This window comes from Corynebacterium sp. LK14, from assembly GCF_008042215.1.
GTDB classification, from domain to species: Bacteria; Actinomycetota; Actinomycetes; order Mycobacteriales; family Mycobacteriaceae; genus Corynebacterium; species Corynebacterium striatum.
Window position 1 is genome coordinate 24,258 of sequence record NZ_NOVQ01000003.1, and the last position, 22,822, is coordinate 47,079.

23 protein-coding genes are annotated in these 22,822 nt (G+C 60.9%); 10 read left to right on the forward strand and 13 right to left on the reverse strand.

Annotation, left to right across the window (positions count from 1 at the left end; translation table 11 throughout):
- Positions 1 to 43: 43 nt before the first annotated feature.
- Genes kdpF through CHU71_RS01150 form a run of 6 tightly spaced genes read left to right on the forward strand, consistent with a single transcriptional unit; the run spans position 44 to position 7,854 of the window.
- Positions 44 to 139: a K(+)-transporting ATPase subunit F gene (kdpF, locus tag CHU71_RS01125; RefSeq protein ID WP_039672809.1), complete on the forward strand. Its 96-nt coding sequence runs from the start codon at positions 44 to 46 to the stop codon at positions 137 to 139.
- Positions 139 to 1,851: a potassium-transporting ATPase subunit KdpA gene (kdpA, locus tag CHU71_RS01130; protein WP_370450468.1), complete on the forward strand. Its 1,713-nt coding sequence runs from the start codon at positions 139 to 141 to the stop codon at positions 1,849 to 1,851. The genes kdpF and kdpA overlap by 1 nt, the downstream gene beginning before the upstream one ends.
- Positions 1,848 to 3,917 (forward strand): potassium-transporting ATPase subunit KdpB, encoded by a 2,070-nt coding sequence (gene kdpB / locus CHU71_RS01135; protein WP_053085010.1) that lies wholly within the window; start codon positions 1,848 to 1,850, stop codon positions 3,915 to 3,917. Before kdpA ends, kdpB begins: the two co-directional genes overlap by 4 nt.
- 30 nt (positions 3,918 to 3,947) lie before the next feature.
- Positions 3,948 to 4,499 (forward strand): potassium-transporting ATPase subunit C, encoded by a 552-nt coding sequence (locus CHU71_RS01140; RefSeq protein WP_049146693.1) that lies wholly within the window; start codon positions 3,948 to 3,950, stop codon positions 4,497 to 4,499.
- Between the two features lie 23 nt (positions 4,500 to 4,522).
- A complete protein-coding gene (locus CHU71_RS01145; protein ID WP_086890532.1) occupies positions 4,523 to 7,120 on the forward strand; it encodes an ATP-binding protein in 2,598 nt (865 codons plus the stop codon).
- A complete protein-coding gene (locus CHU71_RS01150; protein WP_049146696.1) occupies positions 7,117 to 7,854 on the forward strand; it encodes a response regulator in 738 nt (245 codons plus the stop codon). Before CHU71_RS01145 ends, CHU71_RS01150 begins: the two co-directional genes overlap by 4 nt.
- Here CHU71_RS01150 and CHU71_RS01155 read toward each other — a convergent pair.
- The 10 genes from CHU71_RS01155 to paaI all read right to left on the reverse strand — a co-directional run bounded on the left by CHU71_RS01155 (position 7,842) and on the right by paaI (position 15,966).
- The gene (locus CHU71_RS01155; RefSeq protein WP_049146698.1) at positions 7,842 to 8,693 is read right to left on the reverse strand and encodes a 3-hydroxyacyl-CoA dehydrogenase family protein; all 852 of its coding nucleotides are present in this window, start codon (positions 8,691 to 8,693) and stop codon (positions 7,842 to 7,844) included. The genes CHU71_RS01150 and CHU71_RS01155 overlap by 13 nt on opposite strands.
- A gap of 28 nt (positions 8,694 to 8,721) precedes the next feature.
- Positions 8,722 to 9,489 carry an enoyl-CoA hydratase/isomerase family protein gene (locus CHU71_RS01160; RefSeq protein WP_049146700.1) on the reverse strand — a complete coding sequence of 256 codons (768 nt, stop codon included), beginning with the start codon at positions 9,487 to 9,489 and terminating at the stop codon, positions 8,722 to 8,724.
- Positions 9,490 to 10,686: an acetyl-CoA C-acyltransferase gene (locus CHU71_RS01165; protein ID WP_049146703.1), complete on the reverse strand. Its 1,197-nt coding sequence runs from the start codon at positions 10,684 to 10,686 to the stop codon at positions 9,490 to 9,492.
- A 42-nt stretch (positions 10,687 to 10,728) separates the two neighbouring features.
- Positions 10,729 to 11,505 carry an enoyl-CoA hydratase/isomerase family protein gene (locus tag CHU71_RS01170; protein ID WP_049146705.1) on the reverse strand — a complete coding sequence of 259 codons (777 nt, stop codon included), beginning with the start codon at positions 11,503 to 11,505 and terminating at the stop codon, positions 10,729 to 10,731.
- 11 nt (positions 11,506 to 11,516) lie between these two features.
- The gene (gene paaE / locus CHU71_RS01175) at positions 11,517 to 12,677 is read right to left on the reverse strand and encodes a 1,2-phenylacetyl-CoA epoxidase subunit PaaE (protein ID WP_147759921.1); all 1,161 of its coding nucleotides are present in this window, start codon (positions 12,675 to 12,677) and stop codon (positions 11,517 to 11,519) included.
- Positions 12,677 to 13,216, reverse strand: coding sequence for a 1,2-phenylacetyl-CoA epoxidase subunit PaaD (gene paaD / locus CHU71_RS01180; RefSeq protein WP_049146708.1), 540 nt, complete (start codon positions 13,214 to 13,216; stop codon positions 12,677 to 12,679). The genes paaE and paaD overlap by 1 nt, the downstream gene beginning before the upstream one ends.
- 27 nt (positions 13,217 to 13,243) lie before the next feature.
- Complete coding sequence (gene paaC / locus CHU71_RS01185; protein WP_049152073.1) at positions 13,244 to 14,080, reverse strand: 1,2-phenylacetyl-CoA epoxidase subunit PaaC; 837 nt, start codon at positions 14,078 to 14,080, stop codon at positions 13,244 to 13,246.
- The gene (paaB, locus tag CHU71_RS01190) at positions 14,077 to 14,364 is read right to left on the reverse strand and encodes a 1,2-phenylacetyl-CoA epoxidase subunit PaaB (RefSeq protein WP_039672784.1); all 288 of its coding nucleotides are present in this window, start codon (positions 14,362 to 14,364) and stop codon (positions 14,077 to 14,079) included. The genes paaC and paaB overlap by 4 nt, the downstream gene beginning before the upstream one ends.
- Positions 14,365 to 14,412: 48 nt before the next feature.
- Positions 14,413 to 15,423 carry a 1,2-phenylacetyl-CoA epoxidase subunit PaaA gene (gene paaA, locus CHU71_RS01195; protein WP_049146713.1) on the reverse strand — a complete coding sequence of 337 codons (1,011 nt, stop codon included), beginning with the start codon at positions 15,421 to 15,423 and terminating at the stop codon, positions 14,413 to 14,415.
- 108 nt (positions 15,424 to 15,531) lie between these two features.
- Positions 15,532 to 15,966 carry a hydroxyphenylacetyl-CoA thioesterase PaaI gene (gene paaI, locus CHU71_RS01200; protein WP_046646705.1) on the reverse strand — a complete coding sequence of 145 codons (435 nt, stop codon included), beginning with the start codon at positions 15,964 to 15,966 and terminating at the stop codon, positions 15,532 to 15,534.
- A gap of 95 nt (positions 15,967 to 16,061) precedes the next feature.
- Between paaI and CHU71_RS01205 the strand changes: the two genes are divergently transcribed.
- From CHU71_RS01205 to CHU71_RS01215, 3 genes are all read left to right on the forward strand, one after another.
- Positions 16,062 to 16,673 (forward strand): TetR/AcrR family transcriptional regulator, encoded by a 612-nt coding sequence (locus CHU71_RS01205; RefSeq protein WP_046646707.1) that lies wholly within the window; start codon positions 16,062 to 16,064, stop codon positions 16,671 to 16,673.
- A 349-nt stretch (positions 16,674 to 17,022) separates the two neighbouring features.
- Positions 17,023 to 18,288, forward strand: a complete 1,266-nt coding sequence (locus tag CHU71_RS01210) for an AMP-binding protein (protein WP_168926509.1) — start codon at positions 17,023 to 17,025, stop codon at positions 18,286 to 18,288.
- 46 nt (positions 18,289 to 18,334) lie between these two features.
- The gene (locus CHU71_RS01215; RefSeq protein WP_147759923.1) at positions 18,335 to 19,642 is read left to right on the forward strand and encodes an MFS transporter; all 1,308 of its coding nucleotides are present in this window, start codon (positions 18,335 to 18,337) and stop codon (positions 19,640 to 19,642) included.
- On the opposite strand, the gene CHU71_RS01220 is transcribed toward CHU71_RS01215, so the two are convergent.
- Both CHU71_RS01220 and CHU71_RS01225 read right to left on the reverse strand, forming a co-directional pair.
- Entirely contained in the window at positions 19,576 to 20,145 is a 570-nt protein-coding gene (locus tag CHU71_RS01220) for a hypothetical protein (protein ID WP_147759924.1), read from the reverse strand. The genes CHU71_RS01215 and CHU71_RS01220 overlap by 67 nt on opposite strands.
- 59 nt (positions 20,146 to 20,204) lie before the next feature.
- A complete protein-coding gene (locus tag CHU71_RS01225; RefSeq protein ID WP_147759925.1) occupies positions 20,205 to 21,173 on the reverse strand; it encodes an acryloyl-CoA reductase in 969 nt (322 codons plus the stop codon).
- 97 nt (positions 21,174 to 21,270) lie between these two features.
- Here CHU71_RS01225 and CHU71_RS01230 point away from each other — a divergent pair, with 97 nt between their 5' ends.
- On the forward strand, positions 21,271 to 21,870 hold the full coding sequence (locus CHU71_RS01230) for a VanZ family protein (protein WP_110332916.1): 600 nt from the start codon (positions 21,271 to 21,273) through the stop codon (positions 21,868 to 21,870).
- A gap of 126 nt (positions 21,871 to 21,996) precedes the next feature.
- On the opposite strand, the gene CHU71_RS01235 is transcribed toward CHU71_RS01230, so the two are convergent.
- Positions 21,997 to 22,755, reverse strand: a complete 759-nt coding sequence (locus CHU71_RS01235) for a DUF364 domain-containing protein (RefSeq protein WP_110332917.1) — start codon at positions 22,753 to 22,755, stop codon at positions 21,997 to 21,999.
- Between the last annotated feature and the right edge of the window lie 67 nt (positions 22,756 to 22,822).

Here is a 22,822-nt window from a genome sequence, read left to right on the forward strand (position 1 = left end):
TCCTTCCTCCATCAACGAGTTTATGGACGGAGACGCGTAGAACATGAACACCATCACAGCAGTCATCGGGCTCATCATTGTTGTCGCGCTCGTGGCTTATCTCATCATTTCCCTTATTGACCCGGAGCGTTTCGCATGATCGCTAGCATTGCGGCGGTGGCGCCGCAGTATCTTGCCCTCCTTGCACTTCTAGCGGCGGCCTACGTGCCGCTGGGCAATTGGATGGCCCGCACATATACCTCTGAAAAAGACTGGGCTGTCGAGCGCCTTGTGTACAGAATTTTGCGTATTGACCCTAACCGGGGCCATAACGCCAAGAACTACACTCGTGCGCTGCTGGGCTTCAGCTTGGCCTCCGTCCTCGTCCTTTACGCAGTGCAGCGGCTCCAAGCAGTGTTGCCAAGCTTTGGCAACGCCCGCGAAGACGCAGTGGAGCCGTGGATGGCCTTCAACACCGCGGCTTCTTTCACCTCCAACACCAACTGGCAGTCCTACTCGGGTGAAGATACCCTGACCAACGCCTCCCAGATGTTGGGCCTGACCGTGCAAAACTTCGCCTCAGCCGCAGTGGGCATGTGTGTTGCTGTTGCCTTGATCCGCGGCATCGGCCACTTGGGTTATGACCGCGATACGTTGGCAACCGAGAATGGTCAGCACCTCATCGGCAACTTCTGGGTGGACCTCACCCGCGGCCTCGTCCGCATCCTGCTTCCCCTGTCGCTATTCATCTCCACCGTGCTCGTCCTCGGCGGAACCATGCAAACCTTTGGCTCGAACCTGGTTACGGAGTCCGGTGTAGATATTTCCCGTGCTCCCGTGGCCAGCCAGGAAGCCATTAAGCTCCTGGGTACCAACGGCGGTGGCATCTTCGGTGCCAACTCTGCGCACCCGTTTGAGAACCCGACCGGCTTTACCAACCTGGTGGAGATCTTCTCTCTGCTTGTCATCTCTTTCTGTATGATTCGCACGTATGGTGTGATGCTCAAGTCGCAGAAGCACGCGTGGACGCTGCTCAGCGTGGCTGGTGGTTTGTGGACCGTCATGGTTGTTCTGGTGACTTGGGCACAGCACACCCTTGTCGGCGGTGCGTCTCAGTTGGCAGGCGCCAACATGGAAGGTATCGAACAGCGACTAGGCATTGATGCCTCAGCACTGTTCGCCGTGTCTACCACGGGTACCTCGACTGGTGCGGTGGATTCTATGCACGATAGCTATTCCCCACTGGGCGGTGGTCTGCTCATCCTCAACATGCTGCTGGGTGAAATCGCGCCGGGCGGCGTGGGTACTGGCCTCTATGGCTTGTTGGTTGTGGCTATCCTCGCTGTGTTCATCGGTGGCCTCCTAGTGGGCCGCACACCGGAGTTTATGGGCAACAAGATTGGCCGCAAGGAAATTTCAGCGGTCAGCCTGTACATCCTCACCATGCCGGTTCTGGTTCTTGTGGGTGTCGGCGCTTCCGTGGCGCAGCGCAAGCTCGTGGAAGCTTCAGCGACCAACTTCGGTGCGCCGGGAACGGCTGATAATGCCCACAGCCTGTCGGAAGTTCTTTACGCCTTTACCTCGGCGGCGAATAACAACGGTTCTGCCTTTGCTGGACTGACGGTGACTGAGCCCTGGTGGCAGATCACGTTGGGCTTGGCCATGCTGTTGGGTCGCTTCCTGCCGATCGTCTTCGCCCTATACCTGGCCGGAAGCCTGGCAGGGCAGAAGCGCCAGGCCACCACCGCAGGCAGCTTGCCCACGTCCGGCGTCACCTTCTCCCTGTTGACCATCGGCGTCATCCTGCTGGTCGCAGCACTCACCTTCTTCCCCGTCCTCACCCTGGGTCCCATTTCGGAGGCACTATCATGACAACCCACACCATCACCGCTGAGCCGGATAAGACTCCTCATAGCAACGCACCGGAGAAGAACAGCGGCCTCGCGGCTGCGGCGCTGAAAACGCTGCCGAGCAAAATGTCCCCGCTCGCCCAAGCACGCAACCCCGTGATGTTCGTCGTGTGGGTCGGCGCCGCACTGACCACTGTGTGGTCCATCCTCAACCCCAGCTTTTACGGATGGGTTGTGACGGTATGGCTGTGGTTCACCATTGCCTTTGCCGCCTTCGCCGAGGCTTATGCTGAAGGCCGTGGCAAGGCCCAGGCAGACAGTCTGCGCTCTGTGCGCGATGATGCCACCGCCAATCTCATTACTGACTCTGGCATTGAAGTGGTCCCCGCGTCCGGGCTGACCAAGGGTGCCATCGTGCGTGTGGAAGCAGGGGAGACCATCCCGGGTGACGGTGACGTCATCGAAGGTGCTGCCACCGTAGATGAATCGGCTATTACTGGTGAGTCGGCCCCTGTGGTCCGCGAGGCCGGCGGTGACCGCTGTGCCGTGACCGGCGGCACCGTGGTGCTCTCTGATTCCATCAAGGTCAAAATCACATCCGAACCGGGCTCCACCTTCGTTGACACCATGATCGCCTTGGTGGAGGGCGCGGAACGCCGCAAGACTCCGAACGAGATTGCGCTGAGCATCCTGCTCTCCACGCTGACCATCCTCTTCCTCGTCGCCGTCGCTGCGCTTGCCCCGATGGGTCTATTCACCGGCGCGGAGCTTTCGCCACTATCCCTTATCGCTCTGTTGGTCTGCCTAATCCCTACCACCATTGCCGCCCTACTTTCGGCAGTCGGTATCGCCGGAATGAACCGCCTCGTTCGCCACAACGTTCTGGCCACCTCCGGCCGTGCGGTGGAGGCAGCTGGTGACGTCGCCACGCTCCTCATGGACAAGACAGGCACCATCACTTACGGAAACCGCCAGGCCACCGGCCTGATTGTGGCTTCGGGCGTTGACGAGCGCGAGGCTGCAGCGATTGCTCGCATTTCCTCCCTAGCGGATGAAACCCCAGAAGGTCGCTCCATCGTGGCCTGGCTGACTGAAAACTACTCCCTGTCCAGCGAAGGAGATACAGAAGCGCGGAGTGCGGAGGTCGTTCCATTCAGCGCGTCGACGAGGATGTCCGGTCTCGACCTGGCTCACCGCAAGCTGCGCAAAGGCGCTGGCGATGCCGTACGCAAGTGGGTGACTGAAGCAGGTGGCACCTGGCCGCAAGAGATCGAGGATTCCGTAACCCAGATTGCACAAGACGGTGGCACCCCGCTGCCTGTCGCTGTGGAAGAATCCGATGGCAGCCGCACGGTTATTGCGGTGGTGCAACTGAGTGACGTCGTCAAGCCCGGCATGGCCGAGCGCTTCGCTGAACTGCGTCAGATGGGTATCAAGACCATCATGGTGACCGGTGACAACCCGCTGACCGCAGCAGCCATTGCCAAGGAAGCCGGCGTCGATGATTACATCGCCGAAGCTACTCCAGAGGACAAGCTCGCCCGCATCCGTGAGGAGCAAGCACAAGGCCGAATGGTGGCCATGACGGGTGACGGTACGAACGACGCCCCGGCGCTGGCCCAGGCGGACGTGGGCGTGGCCATGAACACTGGTACCTCCGCGGCGAAGGAAGCTGCCAACATGGTGGACTTGGATTCTGACCCGACAAAGCTCATCGATGTCGTCCGAATTGGCAAGCAGCTGCTTATCACCCGCGGCGCGTTGACTACCTTCTCCTTGGCCAATGACCTGGCGAAGTACTTTGCCATCCTGCCGGCGCTTTTCTCTACGCAGTTGCCGCACTTGGAGCGCCTCAACGTTATGCACCTACATTCCCCTGAGTCCGCCATTGTGTCCGCAGTTGTCTTCAACGCGCTCATCATCGTCGCGCTCATCCCATTGGCGCTCAAGGGTGTGTCCTACAAGCCGGCCTCCGCGTCCTCACTGTTGCGTCGAAACCTCGGCATCTGGGGTCTCGGCGGTGTTATTACCCCCTTCATCGGCATCTGGGTTATCGACCATGTCGTCTCCCTCCTTCCAGGCCTATAAAGAAAACCTGCAAAGAAAAAGGAAGCAATAATGCGTGTTTATCTGCGTAATCTCATCGCCGGATTCGTCGCCGTGTTCTTATGCGTCGTCGCGCTGGGCATGATCTATCCGGCCGCGGTGTGGGGAATATCTCGCATCACCCCGAAATCTGCCGAGGGAAACCTTATCTACCAGGGTGAATGCCTGGTCGGTTCCACTCAGATTCAGGATGGCTTGGAAAATGGCCCCTACTTCTTCGCCCGCGCGGAAGGTATGAGTAACTACGGCACATCAAGCACGGAGCTAGAGAAGGCCATCCGGGAACGCCGAGAGGAGATTGCTCAGCGCGAAGGCGTATCAGTGGAGCACGTGCCTGCCGATGCCGTTACCGGCTCCGGTTCCGGCGTGGATTCCGGCATCAGCCCTGAGTACGCGGAGCTGCAGGCTCCGCGTGTGGCCCGGGAACAGAGTATGCGTATCGAAGACGTGAAGAAGCTGATTGCAGACAATACTGAGCATGCCAGCCTGGGTTTCTTGGGTGAGGACACGGTGAATGTGACCACACTCAATATTGCATTGCCCACGCCTACCCCCTGCTCATAAAGATCAGCTCATAAGATGAAGCAATGTTGACCGAACCGACGACACCCCCGACGCGGGTCAAACGCGGCACCCTGAAGATTCTGTTGGGCGCCGCTCCCGGCGCGGGCAAAACCTGCGCCATGCTCAGCGAAGCGCACACGCTGGTCGACCAAGGCCGCGACGTTGTCGTTGGGGTCGTGGAAGACCACGGGCGCGCGTACACCAAGGCCCTGTGCGAGGGGCTGGAGATTGTACCGAGGCGCGCTGTCGAGGGCATTTCCGCGGGTGAAATGGACACCACGGCGGTTATCCAGCGGCACCCGGAGATCGTTCTCGTCGATGAGTTTGCTCACTCTAACCCGCGCGGCGAGGTTCACGAGAAGCGGTGGGAAGACATTGAGCAGATTCTGGACGCCGGAATTGACGTCATGTCGACTCTCAATATCCAGCATCTGGAGAGCCTCAACGACGTTATCAAGCAGATCACGGGTATCGCGCCGCAGGAAACAGTGCCGGACGAGGTAGTACGTGCTGCCGATGAGATCGAGCTTGTTGACGTTTCCCCTCAGCTGTTGCGCACCCGTCTGAGCGACGGCCACGTGTACCGTGAGGCACGCATTGAGCCTGCACTCAACAACTACTTCCGCGTGGGAAATCTCACCGCGCTGCGCGAGTTGGCACTGCTGTGGCTAGCGGATCAGGTTGATGAGGCACTCATCACTTATCGCTCGGATCAGAAAATCACCGAAACGTGGGAAGCGCGTGAGCGGGTGGTTGTGGCCATCCAAAACGTTGCCCATGCTGAGACTCTTATCCGCCGCGGGCGGCGCATTGCGACAAAATCCTCGGCGGAATTGCACGTGGTCCACGTTGTTTTCGGTGATTCCTTCACCTCTCGTTCCTCCTCGGTGGGGGGATCAGCGCAACAGCTCGCCCGGCTGCAGTCCTTAGCCCAGGATGTGGGCGCACGACTGCACCAGGTTACCGGGGACAGCGTCCCAGAAGCCCTGCTTAATTTTGCCCGGAGTGTCAACGCCACCCAGCTCGTAGTGGGGGTCTCGCCGCGGCGTCGTTTCGGCGTGCACTGGCACGGTACGGTAGCGGAAACGGTGCTGCGTGAATCCGGCTCGATTGACTGCCACATAGTCAACCTTCCCCCGGAAAAACCACTTCCGCTCACACGGATGCTGCATCCTTTCCGCCCCTTCCCGCAGCGTGCCATCGCGTGGCTTAGCTCAGCGTTAGCTTTCGTGGGGCTCACTGCGCTGTTGGTGCAGGCGGACGGTCAGGATTTGGGAACAGGTACTTGTTCCGCGTTCTACTTTGCGCTCATCCTGCTTGTCAGTTTGCTGGGAGGCCTGTGGCCGGCCGTAGTGGTGGCGGTGGCTTCCGGCCTAGCGGTCAACTGGTTCTTCACCGTGCCGATCCATACCTTCGATATTGCTGATCCCGCTAACGCCGTGATCGCCGTAGTCATGGTGGCTATTGCGCTGGCCGTCGGCATGCTCGTGCGCCGCGCCAAGATTGAGCGTGCGAACGCGGCTATTGCTGCGCGCGATGCCGAGCTACTCACGGTGTTTTCCCGCGCCGCCTTGAATCGCCGCGCGGATTCTTCCCCGAAAGATGCCGTGATGCGCAAGGTGGGGGAGGCTTTTAATTGTCGTAGAGCAGAGCTGCTGGATGAAAACGGTGACGTTCTTGCCACCTGGCGCGCAGCTACCCCCGAACGCACCTCGAAACACCTTCATATTCCCGAAAAAATTCGCCATGAACAGGAAGTGGACACCGTTGTTGCGAGCGCAGATGGCACGGTTCAGCTGCGTCTCGAGGGCCCGGCATTGTCTGCTCGTGACCGAGGTCTGGTCACCGTGGTAGCGGGCTATCTCGCAGGCATTGTTCGCCGCGAAAAGCTCTCTGCTGAGGCCGCGCGCGCAGATGCGATAGCCGCTGCTGACGAGTTGCGCCGAGCGCTGCTGTCTAGTGTGAGCCACGACCTGCGTACCCCGCTGGCGACGGCCAAGTTGGCGGTGTCCTCGTTGCGCAACGCTGACATTGAATTCACTCCCGAAGACCAGGACATGCTTTTGGCAGAAACTGCGGCGAGCATCGAGGAACTTACCGGATTGGTAACCAACCTGCTGGATTACTCCCGGCTCACAGCTGGCGCCATAACCGCCCGCCGAGACATCGTCGAGGTGGCCGAAGTGGCTAATCGCGCCATCGCTTCCTGTGCCTTTGGGCATTCCCGAGAGCAAATTGGGCGCATTCACCTTGACCCTAGCGTGCGTGGAGTTACGTGCTGCGCGGATACGGCGCTCATGGAGCGCGTCTTGGCCAATCTCTTCGATAACTCCTTGCGCTATGCGCCAACCGGCGACGTTACTTTGAGTGCCCAGACCACCACCGAACAGGTAGAACTGATGGTCGTCGATGAAGGCCCGGGCATCCCACCGGAGAAGCAGAAGGAACTGTTCCAAGCGTTTCAGCGTTTGGGTGATACCAGCAACGACAACGGAGTAGGCCTTGGTCTTTCTGTTGTCCAAGGCTTTGTAGAGGCCATGGGCGGTAGCATCGAGGTGGCTGCCACCCCGGGCGCAACCTTTATATTGCGGTTTCCCGTCGCGGGAGGAGAACAAAAATGACGACGAAGAAAACCAGCATCGCCATTGTGGACGATGACCCCCGCCTACTTAATACGTTGAGTATTAACTTCAAGGCTCGTGGCTACGAGGTTCACCAGGCGCGTACAGGCGCAGAGGGACTACAGGTGGTGTCGCAGCAGCAGCCAGACGTTGTGATTTTGGACATGGGGCTGCCGGATATGGATGGCACCGTCGTGTTGGAAGGAATCCGCGGGTGGTCTGCGGTACCGGTCATCATCCTGACGGCGCGCTCCGATCCGCTGTTTAGCGCCGCAGCTCTCGACCGCGGCGCGGACGACTACGTGACCAAGCCCTTCTCTATGGAGGAGCTTCTAGCCCGCGTGAGAGTGGCGTTGCGGCATGGTAGCCCACAGAGTCCGGTGAGGCGCACTGAGATCGCTGTGGTTCGCGCCGGGGATATCGTGATTGATGTTCCGCACCATTCCATCACCAAAGGTGGCGAGCCGCTGCATCTGACACCCACTGAGTGGGGCGTGCTCACTACGCTACTTCGCGCCCACGGTGGCTTGGTGCGCAAGGAGGACCTGCTCTCTGAGATCTGGGGTCCCGGCTTTGAGGGGCAGGGGCACTACCTTCGCATTTACACCTCCCAGTTGAGGCGCAAGATGGAGGATGACCCCGCCCACCCACGTTTTCTACTCACAGAGCCCGGCTTGGGTTATCGCTTTGTGGTGCCAGAGCCAGGCAGAGAAGAGTACGGTTACTCGGAATAGTCGTAGAAGCCTTTGCCGGACTTGCGGCCCAGCTCCCCGCGGGCGACCATGTCGCGCATGAGCTGCGGCGGGCTAAAGCGCTCACCCAGCTGGGATTCGAGGTATTCGGCGATGCCTAGGCGTACGTCCAGCCCGACGATATCGGTCAGCTCCAGCGGGCCGATGGGGAATTTGTAGCCCAGCACCATGGCATTGTCGATATCGCGCGGTGAGGCTACGCCTTCCTCCACCATGCGGATGGCCTCCAGCGCAATGGCCACGCCGAGGCGGGAGGAGGCGAAGCCGGGGGCGTCCTTGACCACCACTGCGGTCTTGCCCAGGCCCTCGACCCAGCCCTTGGCGGCGTCCACGAGCGTGTCCGGGGTGGACTCGGCAACAACCACTTCCACCAGCTTGGAGGCCGGAACCGGGTTGAAGAAGTGTAGGCCGATGACATCGTTGGGGATGCTTTCCGCCAGCTGCGATACCGACAGCGAGGAGGTATTGGTGGCGACGACGGCTTGCGGGGCTGCTTCGGCGATATCCCGGAAGGCGGCTACCTTGAGATCCATCGATTCTGGAACTGCCTCAACCACGAGGTCGAAACCAGCAAAGGCGGAGGCGGCGGTGGAAAAGCTGAGACGCTCATCCCAGGATTCGAAGGTGCCCTCCGCCCCGCGGTCGAGGGAGCCGCGGATGGCCTTGTGCACGCGCTCGCGGGCGGCCGCCACGGCATCCTCGTTGATATCCACCACGGTCACGGACGCGCCGGAGGCCAGGAAGGCGTGAGCAATGCCGGCGCCCATTCGGCCGCCGCCGAGCACACCAACCTTGGCAGGAACCTGCAGTACTGGGGACATGATTTAACTCTCCTTGTGAGTGGAAGGTTTATTTCTTGCGGTCCAGGAAGGCCTGCATCCGCTCAAACTTGGCGGGGGACTCAAAGAGCACGGCCTGGGCGATGTTGTCCACCGCCGGGTGCGCCGCATCAGGCATGGAAATGAGCTGCTTGGTCAAGCGCACGGCCAACGGGTCTTGCTGGGCGATGCGCCCGGCTAGGTCTAGGGCGCCGTCGACAAGCGCATCCGGCTCGTGCAGTTCGCTGACCAGGTGGCTGGCTAGGGCTTCTTCGCCGTTGAGGATGCGCCCGGCCAGCAGGATCTCCTTCGCCAGCGGGGTGCCCACGCACTCCTTGAGGCGCCACGTGGCACCCGCGGCGGCAGCGATACCCAGGCCGGCTTCGGGCTGGCCAAACTTGGCAAAAGGAGTGGCAACCCGGAAGTCGGCGGCCAGCGCCAGCTCCAATCCGCCGCCGAGAGCGTAGCCATCCACCGCCGCGATGACGGGGGCGGGAAGGGAAGCGATGCGGTGGAAGATGCCGGAGTTGATGCCACGGAGGGCATCCTCGCGGCGGCGCTCACGAAGCTGCGCGATGTCCGCCCCGGAGGCGAAGATCCCGCGGGGGCCCTTCGGGGTATCCACCGTGCAGCCGGTGATGATGAGGATGCGGGGATCGGACTCGAGCTGCGCGCAGAGTTCGTGGAACTCCGCCACCATCTGCTCATCGATGGCGTTGCGCACCTCGGGGCGGTTGAGCTTGGCGACGACGATGTCGTCCCTCTCACCGCGCGTTGAAATCTCAATGGCAGTCGTCATTTACACCCTCTCAATCGCAATCGCGGTACCCTGGCCCACGCCCACGCACATGGTGGCGATGCCGCGGCTCAGCCCGTCCGTTTCTAAGCGGTTGAGCAGGGTCAAGGTGATGCGGGAACCGGAGGAACCCAGCGGGTGGCCCAGCGCGATGGCGCCGCCCCAGGCGTTGACCTTGTCCTCATCCAAGCCCAGCTCGCGGATGCAGGCGATGGACTGTGAGGCAAAAGCTTCGTTGAGCTCGATGGCATCCACGCTGTCCAGCTCCCAGCCGGCGCGCTCGAGCACGTCGCGGGTCGCCGGGATGGGACCGGTGCCCATGATCTCCGGGCGCACACCGCGCGCGGAGTTGGCGACAACGCGGGCACGTGCGGTCAGGTTGTGCTTCTTGAGGGCCTCGTCGGAGGCGACAATGACGCAGGAGGCGCCGTCGTTCAGCGAGGAGGCGTTACCCGCTGTGGTGACGTCACCCAGGGAGGTCACCGGGCGCAGCTTGGCTAGGACCTCCATCGTGGTGCCGGGGCGGGGTCCCTCATCGGTGTCAACTACCGTCACGTTGCCCTTGCGGTCGGTGACCTCCACCGGCACGATTTCCCGGGCGAACTTGCCGGCCTCGATAGCGGCGAGTGCGCGTTCTTGGGAACGCACCGCAAAGGCATCGGCGTCCTCACGGCTAATGCCAAAGACGTTGGCTACTTCCTCGGCGGTTTCCGGCATGGAGTAGGTCATCTTCTCCTGCTCCGCGAACTTCGGGTTGGCAAAGCGCCAACCAATGGAGGTATCAAAGACCTGTCCTGGCTTGGCAAAAGGCTTGTTTGGCTTTTCCATGACCCAGGGGGCGCGGGACATGGATTCGACGCCGCCCGCCACGACGATATCTGCCTGGCCGGACTCCACGAGGGCGGTGGCCAAGGCAATCGAGGACATGCCCGAAGCACACAGGCGGTTGACCGTAATGCCCGGTACGGTGTCCGGGAACCCGGCGAGCAACCAGGACATGCGGGCAACGTTGCGGTTTTCCTCGCCGGCGCCGTTAGCGTTACCGATGATGACTTCATCCACCGCGGAAGGGTCGAGTCCGGCCTCCTCCACCGTCTTCTTGATAGCGGTGGCCATGAGGTCATCGGGGCGAACCGAGGACAGTGCGCCGCCGTAGCGGCCCACGGGGGTGCGGAAGCCGGATACCAGGTATGCAGTCATGTGATTCCTTAGCTGTTGTGTGTTCTAGGAGGTCTGGAGGTTTTAGCGGCCGTGGAAGACCGGCGGACGCTTCTCATTGAAAGCTGCAAAGCCCTCGTAATAATCCTCGGTATCGCAGAGTTTGCCTTGGGCAATGTTCTCAGCATCGACGCTGGCCCACAGCCCGGTGCCGTTATCGCGGATGTCCTGGACCAGGGTGCGGCTGGTGAGGAAAGCTTGGGTGGCGCCGTGGGCTGCGCGCTGGGCGATGCCCCGGGTGAACTCCAGCAGTTCCTCTGCCGGTACTGCGCGGGAGAAGAGCCCCGCGCGCACTGCCTCCGCGCCGGAGATGAGCTCGCCGGTAATGATGAGGTCCATCGCGCGGTGTGTGCCGAGGCGTTCGACGAAGAGGGAGTGCCCTCCCGAATCGAGAGTGGCGCCCAGGTTGGCAAACGGGGAGCCGAACTTGGCGTCTTCGGCGACGTAGACGACGTCACAGGCCAAGGCGAGGCCAAGACCCACGCCGAGGCAGGGACCGTGCACGGCGGCGAAGGTGGGGGCAGGAAAGTTGTCGATCTTCTTGAGCACGGGAGTGACAACGTCCGCGAGGTAGGCGGTGGCGTCGTCTTCGCGCGGATTGAGCCCCTTGATGTTGCGGCCGGCGCAGAAACCCTTGCCCTCACCGCGCAGGATGAGCGCGCGGGGCTTAAGCTGCGCGGCCTCATCGAGGGAGCGGGAGAGCTCGGCGAGGTCTTCCTCCGCGAGAGAATTGATGGCCTTGGGGTTGTTGAGTACGAGCTCAACGATTCCGGCTTCGGCGTCGTGGTGTAAATCGATCATGGGTGTTTCTCCTAGGCGTCAAAGTCGAGGACGATGTTCGGCGTGGTGGGGCGCGACTGGCAGGTCAGGATGTAGCCGGCCTTGACCTCATCGGCCTCCAGCGCGTAGTTCTCCGCCATGTCGACGTCGCCCTCGACCAGCTTGGCGCGGCAGGTGCCGCACACGCCGCCGGCGCAGGCGAAGGGGACGTCGGAACGCACGCGCAGGGCCGCGTTGAGCAGGGATTCATTGGCAGAAACCGGAGACTCAACCGAGCCGGAAAGGCCATCGAGCTGGAAGTTGATGGTGGCGTTATCGCCTTCCGGATCGACCTCGACGTGGCGGCCAGCCTGGTTCTGATCCCCAGAAGGTTTGCCGGTGGTGAACAGCTCGTAGCGCACATCCTTTTCGCCCACGTTGCGGCTGGCCAGCTCATCACGAACCAGCTGCACCAGCTCGAAGGGGCCGCAGAGGAACCATTCGTCGACGTTGTCCGTGCGCACGACGTTATCCAGCAGGGTCTGGAGTTTTTCAGCGTCGATGCGCCCAGAGAACAGCGGATTGACGCGCTGCTCGCGAGAGAGGACATGGTGCACGGCAAAGCGCGTGGGGAACTTGTCCTTGAGGTCACCAATCTCCTCGGCGAACATGACGTCACCGCCGCCTTTGTTGGCGAAGATGAGCTCGAATGTGGTGTCGGGGGAGCTGTGGAGAACGGTCTGGGCGATAGCCATGATCGGCGTGATGCCGGATCCCGCGGCGATGGCCACGAGGTGCGGATTCTCTAACTTCTCCAGCTCCTCGCGGACAGCCTCAGGATTGTTCAGACCGGTCAGGTGGGTCTTCGAGGTGAATGCGCCCTGCGGGTTCATCACGTCCATGGTGTCGCCGGGCTGCAGCGTGTCGTTGGCCCACGTGGAGAACACACCACCGCGGTCGCGCTTGATGGCGACGCGCAGCACGCCATCGCGAGGCACGTCGCAGATGGAATAGGAGCGGCGGACTTCTTGGCCGTCGATAGTTGCCCGCAGCGCAACGTACTGGCCGGGGATGTAGTCATAGTCGTCCTGGAGCTCCGGAGGAATGGCGAAGGAAACCTCCACGGAGTCCTCGGTCAGGGCGCGCACCTCGGACACGGTCAGGGTGTTGAACGTGGCCTTCTTCTTTGCGGGGGCAGACGGGGTCGTGGTCATTAGTGCACCTTGAAGTAGTCGAAGGGCTCCAAACAGTCCTGGCAGTTATAGAGAGCCTTGCAGGACGTGGAACCGAATTGGGCAAGCTTACGTGTGCGGCGGGAGCCACAGTGGGGGCATTCGATGGCCGGTGGCGGTTCGAGTGTGAGCGGGATAGGACCTTCCGGCGTGGCGCGGGTTGTACCGCTGGGAGGCGCAATGCCGTAATCCTTGAGGTTTTGCCGGCCGGTCTCCGTCATCCAGTCGGTGGTCCACGCCGGGTGGAGCACGAGGTCGACACGCACCTTGGCAAAGCCGGCGTCGGTCAGCGCTGTGGTGATGTCCGTCGTGATGTGCTCCATGGCGGGGCAGCCGGAATAGGTTGGGGTAATCGTGACCACCGCGGTATCGTCTTCCAGGCGAGCGTCCCGGAGGATCCCAAGGTCAGCGATGGAAATGACGGGGATTTCCGGATCGGGTACCTCGGCAGCGACGTCCCACACGTGGGCGTCGTCAGGCTGCGTGGGGCGCAGCGGGTGGGACTTATCTGTGATGGACACGCTGAAACCTTGGTCCTTTCCTTGTCTTTACCAGGTCGCGCCGGGGTGTTGGCGCGCCAAGGACTGCATCTCCGCGAGGATGAAACCGCGGTGCTCGGAAAAGCGCCCGGTGCGCTGCCCGGAGCGAGCCTGCTTGACGTCCGGGATGGCCAGACCTGCCTTGTCGAGGACATAGGCGATGCGCTCATCGAACTGCGCGCGCAGGCTCGAAGGCAGAACAGCGATGCCTTCTGCTGCCAGCTTCTCGTGCAGCGGGAGATCCTCGAAGAGCTCGTCAAGGTAGGGCCACATGTACATCAAGCCCTCCGTGATACGGCGGTGGGATTCCTCGGTACCGAGGCCCAGGCGCAGAATCCACTGGTTGGCGTGGTCGACGTGGTACTCAACCTCCTTGATGGCCTTGGCCGCGATAGCTGCCAGGGTTTCATCCGTGGACTCCAACAGGGCGGTGTAGAGCCCGTGCTGGTAATAGGAAAAGAGCAGCTGGCGGGCGATGGTGTAGCCGAAGTCGCCGTTTTCCTGCTCGACCAGGCGGGCGGAGCGGAACTCCTCCTCATTGCGGAAGTAAGCCAAGTCATCCTCGGTCTTGCCCCAGGCGGTACCGGCATAGGTCAGCAGGAAGCGGGCATGCCCAATGAGATCGAGGGCGATGTTGCCCAGGGCAATGTCCTCCTCCATCTCTGGTGCGCGCGAAATCCACCAGCCCAGGCGCTGGGCCAAGATGAGGGCGTCATCGCCCAACATGAGGGCATAGCGTGCGGTGTCCTCGGGGGCGACTGCGCCGGAGGCGGCGATATCTTCTGCGGTGATGCCGTTGCCCTGCGATTGCTTGGTCGCAGAATCGGCGGCTGCAAATCCAGTCACAGGTGCGGCACTCCTTCTGACTTGTCGTAGTAGGTGGCGTGGCGGTAGCTCTTGCCCTGCGGGGATTCGAAGAATCCGCCCTTGGAGTCAGGGTCGGAGGAGGCAATAGCCTCGCTGGGCACAACCCAGACGGAGGTGCCTTCGTTGCGGCGGGTGTAGAGGTCACGAGCATTGCGCAGGGCCATTGTGGCATCCGGTGCGTGGAGCGAGCCGGCATGGACGTGAGAGAGGCCGCGGGAGGAACGTACAAAGACCTCCCACATGGGCCAGTTAGAGCTGGACATGGAACCTTCCTTATGGTCTCGAAGCAGGTTGGGCAGTGTGCTTAGGCGTTAAGCGATGAGCGAGGTATCAGCCGAGTGGTGCTTCTCGGCGTAGGCTGCGGCAGCCTCACGGACCCAGGCGCCGTCGGCATGCGCTTGGCGACGTCGCTGCATCCTCTGCACGTTGCAGGGACCCTCGCCCTTGATGACGGCCTTGAATTCGGACCAGTCGAGCTCGCCGAAGTCATAGTGGCCGCGCTCCTCGTTCCACTTCAGGTCCGGGTCCTCGAAGTGCAGGCCTAGGGCCTCGGCCTGCGGGACGATCATGTCCACGAAGCGCTGGCGCAGCTCGTCGTTGGAGAAGCGCTTGATATTCCATGCCATGGACTGCTTGGAGTTGGGGGAGTCATCATCCGGCGGGCCGAACATCTGTAGTGCCGGGCCGTAGAAACGGTTGATGGCCTCCTGGGCCATCTGCTTCTGCTCGGGGGTTCCGTGGGACAGCTCGTAGAGGATCTCCCAGCCTTGGCGCTGGTGGAAGGACTCTTCCTTACAGATGCGCACCATGGCTCGGCCGTACGGAGCGTAGGAGGCGCGGCAGAGCGGAACCTGGTTGCAGATGGCAGCGCCGTCGACCAGCCAGCCGATTGCTCCGATGTCAGCCCAGGTGCGCGCCGGGTAGTTGAAGATGGAGGAGTACTTGGCGGTGCCGTCGAGCAACTGCTGGACGAGCTCGTCACGCGGGGTGCCCAGAGTCTCGGCGGCGGAGTAGAGGTACAGGCCGTGGCCTGCCTCGTCCTGCACCTTGGCCATGAGGATGGCCTTGCGCTTGAGCGAAGGCGCCCGGGTGATCCAGTTGGCTTCTGGCTGCATGCCGATGATCTCGGAGTGCGCGTGCTGGGATACCTGACGGGTGAGCGTCTTGCGGTAGGCAGCCGGCATCCAGTCGGTGGGCTCGATGCGGGAGTCTTCCGCGATGAGAGCGTTGAAACGTGCCTCTTCCTCGGCTGTTGAGGCAGTGGGGACTGCGCTCAACGAGGCGTCGGATAAGGATCCAGATGTGGAATCAGTAGTCGTCATGGGGGCAAACCCTTCTATCCAAGGTGGGAATCAGGTGGTTACTTACTGAATGGTTGGTCAGTATATGGGAGATCTGTGACTTACGTCAACATTTCTTGTGATGTGGGTCTACTTTTTGGCGGGAATGACGCGGAAGGTGCCACGGAACTCGGCGATGGGTTTGCCTTCTACGCTGAGCTCGACGTCGACGATTCCGTTGCGGCCCCAGGACTGCCGGGTGATTGCGACGCCCTTGACGACGTCGCCTTTAAAAGCGGGCGCGATGTAGTGAATGGAGTTGTGTGCGGCGACCGCTACTTCGCCGGGGGAGTTACATGCGCCGGCGAAAAGCGAGTCGGCAAAGGTGTAGAGAAACCCGCCCTGGGCGGTGCCGTGGCCGTTGCACATTTCCGGACGTACGATGAACTGGCCTTCGCAATGGCCTAGTTCTAACTTGGTGATCTCCGCCCCGATGTGGGCGGTGGCGTTGTCTCCTTCAAACATGGCGCGGACGTGGGAAAACTCTGGCGATTCCGCCACTCCTGGGCGCAAGATTTGGTGCATTGTCGCTCCTCCTGGTCGAGTGAGGAGCAGTGATATCTAAAGCAATGGGGTGTGGTGATTGCAGAGTCTAACCATTTTTTCCGGCTTCTGCTTGAATGGTTTGCGTGACTGATGTGAATGCTGGCGCCCAGCGTGGACGCCCGGGGTATTCCCGTGATGATGTGATTAACGCGGCGGTGCGCGCGTTTAACTCGCGCGGTTATGACGCGACATCAATGGGGCACGTGGCCAAAGAGCTGGGGATTACGAAGTCGGCGCTCTACCATCACATTTCTTCGAAGGAAGAGATTCTCGAGCTGACTGTCGCGCATGCGCTCAGCAACCTGGAAGCTGTGGTGGCGGAGGTTGCTGAGTCCGACCTGGGGCCGGGGGAGCGGGTGTGGAGCCTGATTCGCGGTTCGATTGAGGTGTTGTGCACCGACCCTAAGTCGGTTGCCTTGTTGCTGCGACTGCGTGGCAATTCGGATGTGGAGGAACGTGCACTGGAGCGGCGTCGTAAGCTCACTCGCTCCGTGGTGCCGCTGGTGCGGGATGCACAGGAAGCAGGGGAAATACGCGCGGATCTCGACGCCGCGGTGCTCACGCGCATGGTCTTCGGCATGGTTAACTCGGTGGCCGAGTGGTACGACCCAAAGGGTAAACTCGGCGCGGAGGAAGTCGCGAATTCGGTGGCAGAGCTGCTGTTTGGTGGCTTGCGGGCCAAGTGATTGCCAGCGGCGTTGTTGAGGTGCATGGGGGTAACTTCCGCGTGGGAGCTTTTGCTGTCAAAAATTAAGTGATTGAGCTGGGGGTTTGTCCCCTAACTGTGGGCTAGATCAAAAAACTTTCACAATTGTGTTGTGGCTCACGTGATTGCCTTGTATTGTACGTCACATGATTTACCTGACCGATCGGTAAGTCAATATCCGCCGGTTACCACCGGCTCACGTAATCCAGGCTAAAAATCCCGAGCAGTGCTTTCGAGGGAATGCGGGTGTGGACCTTAATTCTCCCGAGTCGAAAGGCAACAACGTGACCGCAACGTTTGACATCTTTTCTGATCACCACGGCCCGCAGATGGGCATCGAGTATGCTTCCCGCGACGAAATCATCGCCTTGCAAACCCAGCGAGCCAAGAATGAGTTGCGCCATGCGTACTACAACGTGCCTCATTACCGCCGTGCGTTTGATGAAATGGGCGTCCACCCAGATGATTTCAAGGAGCTGGCAGACTTTGCCAAGTTCCCATTCACGGACAAGGAAACGCTGCGCTCCGAGTACCCGTTCGGAATGTTTGCCGTAAACCAGAGCCAAATCTCCCGCATCCACGCGTCATCCGGCACCACCGGCCGACCGACCGTGGTGGGCTATACCCAAAACGATGTGAAGATTTGGGCTGAGCTTGTGGCTCGTTCCCTGCGTGCCGGTGGCATCCGCCCTAGCGACAAGGTGCAGATCACCTTCGGCTACGGCCTATTCACCGGCGGACTTGGTGCCCACTACGGCGTCGAGCAGCTGGGCGCAACCGCAATCCCGACCTCTGGCGGTCAAACCGAGCGTCAGATTCAGATCATGCAGGACTTCGAGCCAGACGCGATTCTGGGTACTCCGTCCTACGTGCTCAACCTGCTGGACCGCATGCGTAAAGAAGGCATCGACCCGCGCGAAACCTCTCTCCGAGCTGGCGTCTTCGGCGCCGAGCCCTGGACTGAGGGCATGCGTCGCGAGCTCGAGGAAGGCTTCGGCATCACGGCCACCGATATTTATGGCCTCTCTGAGGTCATGGGTCCTGGTGTTGCGCAAGAATGCGTGGAGACCAAGGACGGTCTGACCGTCTGGGAGGATCACTTCTACCCAGAGATCATCGACCCAGAAACCCTGCAGCCGGTGCCTGATGGAGAATACGGCGAGCTCGTGATTTCTTCCTTGACCAAGGAGGCATTCCCGATCATCCGTTACCGTACACATGACATCACTCGCCTCCTGCCAGGTACGGCTCGCTCCATGCGCCGTATCGACCGCATCTCGGCTCGTAACGACGACATGATCATTCTGCGTGGCGTGAACTGCTTCCCATCCCAGTTCGAGGAAATCATTACTGAGGATAAGAACCTGCGTCCGCGCTACCAGTGCGTCCTGTCCAAGAAGGGCCGCATGGACCACCTCATGCTCCTTGTCGAGCACGCTCCCGACCTCTCGAAGTCCGATATCGAGGCATCCGGTGATTGGCTGAAGAAGCAAATCAAGAACCGCATCGGTATCACTGTCGGCGTTGACGTTGTAGACCACGTTGACTGTGGCGAAGGCAAGGCCAAGCGCATTATCGACCATCGCGATATGTAAATCCCCCCGTCCAACTGCTTCTGCACCCATAGAGAGAAGAAACCCTATGTCTGCACCTGTTATTGACCGTAACCAACCGGAAACTGGAATCACCTCCGAGCACAAGCGCGTGCTCGCGGGCTCCATGGTCGGAACCACCATCGAGTGGTTTGACTTCTTTATTTATGCCCAAGCTGCGGGCCTCATCTTCGCCACGCAGTACTTTGACCCAGTTTCCAATGAGAATGCGTCACTAGCGCAGATCATCTCCTGGGCTTCCTTGGGTATTTCGTTCCTGTTCCGCCCGCTGGGTGCGATCATTGCAGGTCACTTGGGTGACCGCTTGGGCCGCAAGCCAGTCCTCGTCGTCACCCTGGTGGGCATGGGCTTGGCCACGATGCTCATGGGTCTCCTGCCGAACTACTCGGCGATTGGCATCGCGGCACCGATTCTGTTGGTCGTGCTCCGCATCCTGCAGGGACTGTCCGCCGGTGGTGAGTGGGGCGGCGCGGCAATGCTCGCCGTGGAGCATGCTCCGCGTGGCCGTCGTGGCCTCTTCGGCGCCTTCCCGCAGGTGGGCGTTCCGCTCGGCATGTTCCTGGCCACCATCTTCATGCTGGTTCTCTCCGCAGGCCTGTCGCAGGAGCAGTTCCTCGCATGGGGCTGGCGTATCCCCTTCCTGTCCTCCGTTGTCCTGATTCTTCTGGGCTACTTCATCCGCCGCGCGGTGGAAGAGTCTCCAGCATTCGCTGAGCTGCAGGATCTTCAGAAGAAGGAATCTGCCCCCTTGGCGGTCCTGTTCAAGAGCCATACTGGCACCGTCATTAAGTGCGCGCTCATCTTCGCCGCTAACAACGCTGTGGGCTACTTTGTCATCGCCTACTTCACCTCTTATGGCACCAAGGTAGTGGGTTACGAGCGCACCGACGCCCTGTTAGTCGCGCTCGTTGCATCCATCGGCTGGTTCGCTGGCACCCTCTACTTCGGCCACCTGTCGGACAAGGTGGGCCGCAAGCGCACCTTCATCGTGGGCTACATTGCGTTGGCTGCGTGGTCCATTCCGTCCTGGATGGCTGTTGACTCCGGCAATCTTGCCTTCTTCGGTGGTGCGGTTCTCATCCTGGCGACCATGCTGGGTGCCACCTATGGTCCCCAGTCCGCGCTCTACGCGGAGATGTTCCCAGTGAAGGTACGCCTCTCGGGTGTTTCAATCGGCTACGCGTTTGGCTCCATCATCGGTGGTGCTTTCGCCCCGATGATCGCGGAGATGCTCTTCACTGAGTTCAAGACCTCCATGGCTATCGCTACCTATGCGATTGTCATCTCCGCCATCTCTCTCATCGGCGTTCTCATGGTGCCAAAGTCTTGCTTATAGCCGTCAGCGGCAACGGGGGAAGCGGTGCGCATACCATTGATAATTGGCGTGGCTAGTGGGTCGCCCACAATCGCGGAGGTAAAGCGCGCAAGGTCCTCAGTAGAGGTAGTGGTGTTGCCCCAGAATCCTGGGTAGTGGGTCTCATGCAGGCCAAACTGGCCGATGACCTCAGGGATTGCCTGCGGGTAGCGGCGGTCCAAGTCTGTGGCCGTGCCGTCCTCGCTGAAACGAATCATGTTCTCCACGCGGGCTTTATCCGCCGGAGCGCCGTGCTGCAGCACCCAATAGCCCAAGTAGAGCTTGACCAAGGAAAGCGCCGGGCGAGATTCGTGGGAATTAGCAGTAGAGACCACTGTGCCATTGCTGTAGCGCAGCGTGACCTGAGTACGCCCGGGCACAGCGTTAGGGTCGATGGTGATGCCAGCCTGGGCAACGGGCGTGACGAGGCCGGCGGCGAGGGTGCCAACCAGCGCGGCAGCAGAGATAGAGAGACGGGAACGCATAGGAAAATAGTAACAGCGCTGGGAAAATTAATTGTTCCCAGCGCTGCTAAATAGTTTGTCTAGATTTCTACGATCGTGCGGCCATGGTGGGTGCCGGCGAGCAGCTCCTTGGCGGCGTCTGCGATATCGTCGAGCGCGATGGTGTTGGAAATAGAATGCAGCATCTCAAGATCAAGGTGTTCGTCCAGCAGCTTCCAGGCGTCCTCGCGGACCTTGAGCGGTGCGTCGACGGAGTTGCCGCCTGCCAGGACGATGCCGCGCAGGATGAATGGCAGTACCGAAGCCGGGAGGTCAGGACCAGCGGCCATGCCGGTTGCTGCCACGACGCCGCCCCACTTGACCTGCGCCAAGACGTTGGCCAAGACGGTGGAGCCAGCGGTGTCTACCGCGCCGTCGTAAAGCGCCTTCTGCAGCGGACGGCCGGTCTCCGAGAGCTCGGAGCGATCAATGATGTGGTCTGCGCCCAGGGCCTGCAAGTACTCGCTTTCGCTATCAACGCGGCCGGTAACGGCGGTGACCTCGAAGCCCAGGGACTTGAGCAATTGGACGGCGATGGAACCCACGCCGCCCGTGGCGCCGGTGACCAGCACGTGGCCCTCGCGCGTGCCGTGGGTGAGCAGCTGGTTGACGCAGATGGCGGCGGTGTAGCCGGCGGTGCCGATGGCAGCGGCGTCGGCAGCAGTGAAGCGCTCCGGAACTGGCAGCGTGGCCTGGGCGTTGACACGCTGCTGCGTGGTGTAGCCGCCGTGGCGGAACTCGCCGAGTCCGTCGCCGAATGCGGCCACCAGCGCGCCCACCGGTAGTCGCGGATCGGAGGACTCAGCCACGGTGCCCACGACGTCGATGCCTGGGACCAATGGGTTGATGCGCATGACGCCCTTGTTGCCGTCCAGGGCCATGGCGTCCTTGTAGTTCAACGAAGAATGGGAAACGTTAACCAGTACGTCGCCCTCGGCGAGGAGGGGCTCTTCCTGAAAGGTGTGGGAGATGCTGTTGTCTTCGGAACGTGTAACTACGAGTGTGGTCATGCCCACGATGGTACGCGCTCTGTGAGTTGTGTAGAACCAGAACTTTGCCAGTAAACCAGCCGGGGAATCCACAGATTGCGTTGTTAGGTTTGCTCCCATGTCAGTAACCCAGCAGTCCACCCAGCAGACCGCGCATCCTCGCCACCGCATTCAAGCAGTGCCGCCGCGCCACGCGACGCTGCGGCGCGATTCTGTCGTGGTTACGTTCCTGGTGCTCGCTGTCATTGCTGTGATTACCCTCGGCAAGTCTTTTATTGAGATTCCCGGCGTAATTGACGCCTCGGCGCACGCGGTCCGCAGTCTGGACCTGCAGATGTTTAATGGCTTTGATAATCCCACCATCTGGTACGGGCCGTGGACCAATACGATTGGTAACTTCCTGCTGTTCATGCCTTTGGGTGCCAGCCTTGTTGCGCTGGGGCAGAACCTGCCGCGGGTGCGCTTCGGTCTGGGCGGCACGATCTTGGCGGGCATAGCATTGAGCCTGGGTATTGAGGTGATGCAGTACGTATTCGCGCTGGGCTTCAGTGACGTCGATGATCTTGTATTCAATACTCTTGGCACCGCGGTGGGCGCATTCTTTTTTGCCCGGATAAGCAAAGAGGCGCAGTCCAAAGTCCTGCACCGCATCGGGTTTGTGGCTGCGGCAGCCCTGACGATTCTGGGCTGCGCGCTAGTCACGGGGTCTGTTGCTTAGTCAAGCATCATGAAGACCCTGCTCGAAACAGAGTTCGTGCAGAGCAGGGTTGATGACGGAGAAAAGCATCGACGAGATCGTCGATGACATCTGTCCCGCTGTCGAGACTCTGCTGGGGTCAGGTGGCTAAGCCCGGCGCTCCACGCGGTGACCGTTGTCGAACATCCCGGGGAAGGCGGCGCTGTCAAGCGCCTCAAACATGCCCATCGGGCGCTCAGAAACCATGCCCGTGACCATGGAAACGCCGTAGTCCTCTAGCAGCAGCGGCGCGAGGGGAGTGGAGGGGCCCACCAGCACATTGAAGGAATCGCGGGAAAGCTCCAACAGGCGCGGGGCGGTCTTGTTTACAAATGCCGAACCAGAGATGAAGACATAGTCGCACTCCGGCAAAATGTATTCGGCCGCGGAATCGGGGAAGTCACCCTCGTTAAGGTGGCGCTCGAGCATGTAGAACTCGCCTGCGTTGTGCAGGGCCTTCGGCGCGAAAGGAAAGTGGCCGATGACCGCGACCTTTTTGCCCAAGACAGCCTCGCTGAAGGGGTCAAAGACCTCGCCCCACGTGACTTTCTCGCCTGGGGTGGGAACGAAGTTGTTGTCGTATGCCACGCCTTGGGTGGAGTAAAAGGCGTTGAGCGCCGCCATGCCAAACGACGCCTCGGCAAAGTTCCAGCTCTTCGACAGCTGCGCGATGGCACGCAGCGGGATACCCGCGTAGTCGTGATTCATCTGGGCGGGCCGCGAGCTGGCGCTCATCGTCAGGGCGATGCCGCAGCTGGGGTTGTTGGTATAGATGCGAGTCCATTGCGGGCCCTGTGCGGCCTTTACCACCTGGATATCCAGGGGAATTGCGTCAATGAGCTCGTCGTAGAGATCCCAAGCGGACAAGTAAAGCCTCCAACCCTAAAAAGAACGACGCCCAGTCTAGACCTACTTAGGTAAACCTAAAACCTTG

What these genes read in the sequence shown, in the direction of transcription:
- paaI (WP_046646705.1), bottom strand. Translation starts at nt 15,966, where the DNA reads ATGCACCAAATCTTGCGCCCAGGAGTGGCGGAATCGCCAGAGTTTTCC.
- CHU71_RS01150 (WP_049146696.1), top strand. Translation starts at nt 7,117, where the DNA reads ATGACGACGAAGAAAACCAGCATCGCCATTGTGGACGATGACCCCCGC.
- paaE (WP_147759921.1), bottom strand. Translation starts at nt 12,677, where the DNA reads ATGACCACGACCCCGTCTGCCCCCGCAAAGAAGAAGGCCACGTTCAAC.
- CHU71_RS01210 (WP_168926509.1), top strand. Translation starts at nt 17,023, where the DNA reads ATGGGCATCGAGTATGCTTCCCGCGACGAAATCATCGCCTTGCAAACC.
- CHU71_RS01220 (WP_147759924.1), bottom strand. Translation starts at nt 20,145, where the DNA reads ATGCGTTCCCGTCTCTCTATCTCTGCTGCCGCGCTGGTTGGCACCCTC.
- kdpF (WP_039672809.1), top strand. Translation starts at nt 44, where the DNA reads ATGAACACCATCACAGCAGTCATCGGGCTCATCATTGTTGTCGCGCTC.
- CHU71_RS01205 (WP_046646707.1), top strand. Translation starts at nt 16,062, where the DNA reads ATGGTTTGCGTGACTGATGTGAATGCTGGCGCCCAGCGTGGACGCCCG.
- CHU71_RS01230 (WP_110332916.1), top strand. Translation starts at nt 21,271, where the DNA reads ATGTCAGTAACCCAGCAGTCCACCCAGCAGACCGCGCATCCTCGCCAC.
- CHU71_RS01160 (WP_049146700.1), bottom strand. Translation starts at nt 9,489, where the DNA reads ATGACGACTGCCATTGAGATTTCAACGCGCGGTGAGAGGGACGACATC.
- CHU71_RS01140 (WP_049146693.1), top strand. Translation starts at nt 3,948, where the DNA reads ATGCGTGTTTATCTGCGTAATCTCATCGCCGGATTCGTCGCCGTGTTC.
- CHU71_RS01225 (WP_147759925.1), bottom strand. Translation starts at nt 21,173, where the DNA reads ATGACCACACTCGTAGTTACACGTTCCGAAGACAACAGCATCTCCCAC.
- CHU71_RS01165 (WP_049146703.1), bottom strand. Translation starts at nt 10,686, where the DNA reads ATGACTGCATACCTGGTATCCGGCTTCCGCACCCCCGTGGGCCGCTAC.
- paaA (WP_049146713.1), bottom strand. Translation starts at nt 15,423, where the DNA reads ATGACGACTACTGATTCCACATCTGGATCCTTATCCGACGCCTCGTTG.
- kdpB (WP_053085010.1), top strand. Translation starts at nt 1,848, where the DNA reads ATGACAACCCACACCATCACCGCTGAGCCGGATAAGACTCCTCATAGC.
- CHU71_RS01145 (WP_086890532.1), top strand. Translation starts at nt 4,523, where the DNA reads ATGTTGACCGAACCGACGACACCCCCGACGCGGGTCAAACGCGGCACC.
- CHU71_RS01155 (WP_049146698.1), bottom strand. Translation starts at nt 8,693, where the DNA reads ATGTCCCCAGTACTGCAGGTTCCTGCCAAGGTTGGTGTGCTCGGCGGC.
- paaB (WP_039672784.1), bottom strand. Translation starts at nt 14,364, where the DNA reads ATGTCCAGCTCTAACTGGCCCATGTGGGAGGTCTTTGTACGTTCCTCC.
- CHU71_RS01215 (WP_147759923.1), top strand. Translation starts at nt 18,335, where the DNA reads ATGTCTGCACCTGTTATTGACCGTAACCAACCGGAAACTGGAATCACC.
- CHU71_RS01170 (WP_049146705.1), bottom strand. Translation starts at nt 11,505, where the DNA reads ATGATCGATTTACACCACGACGCCGAAGCCGGAATCGTTGAGCTCGTA.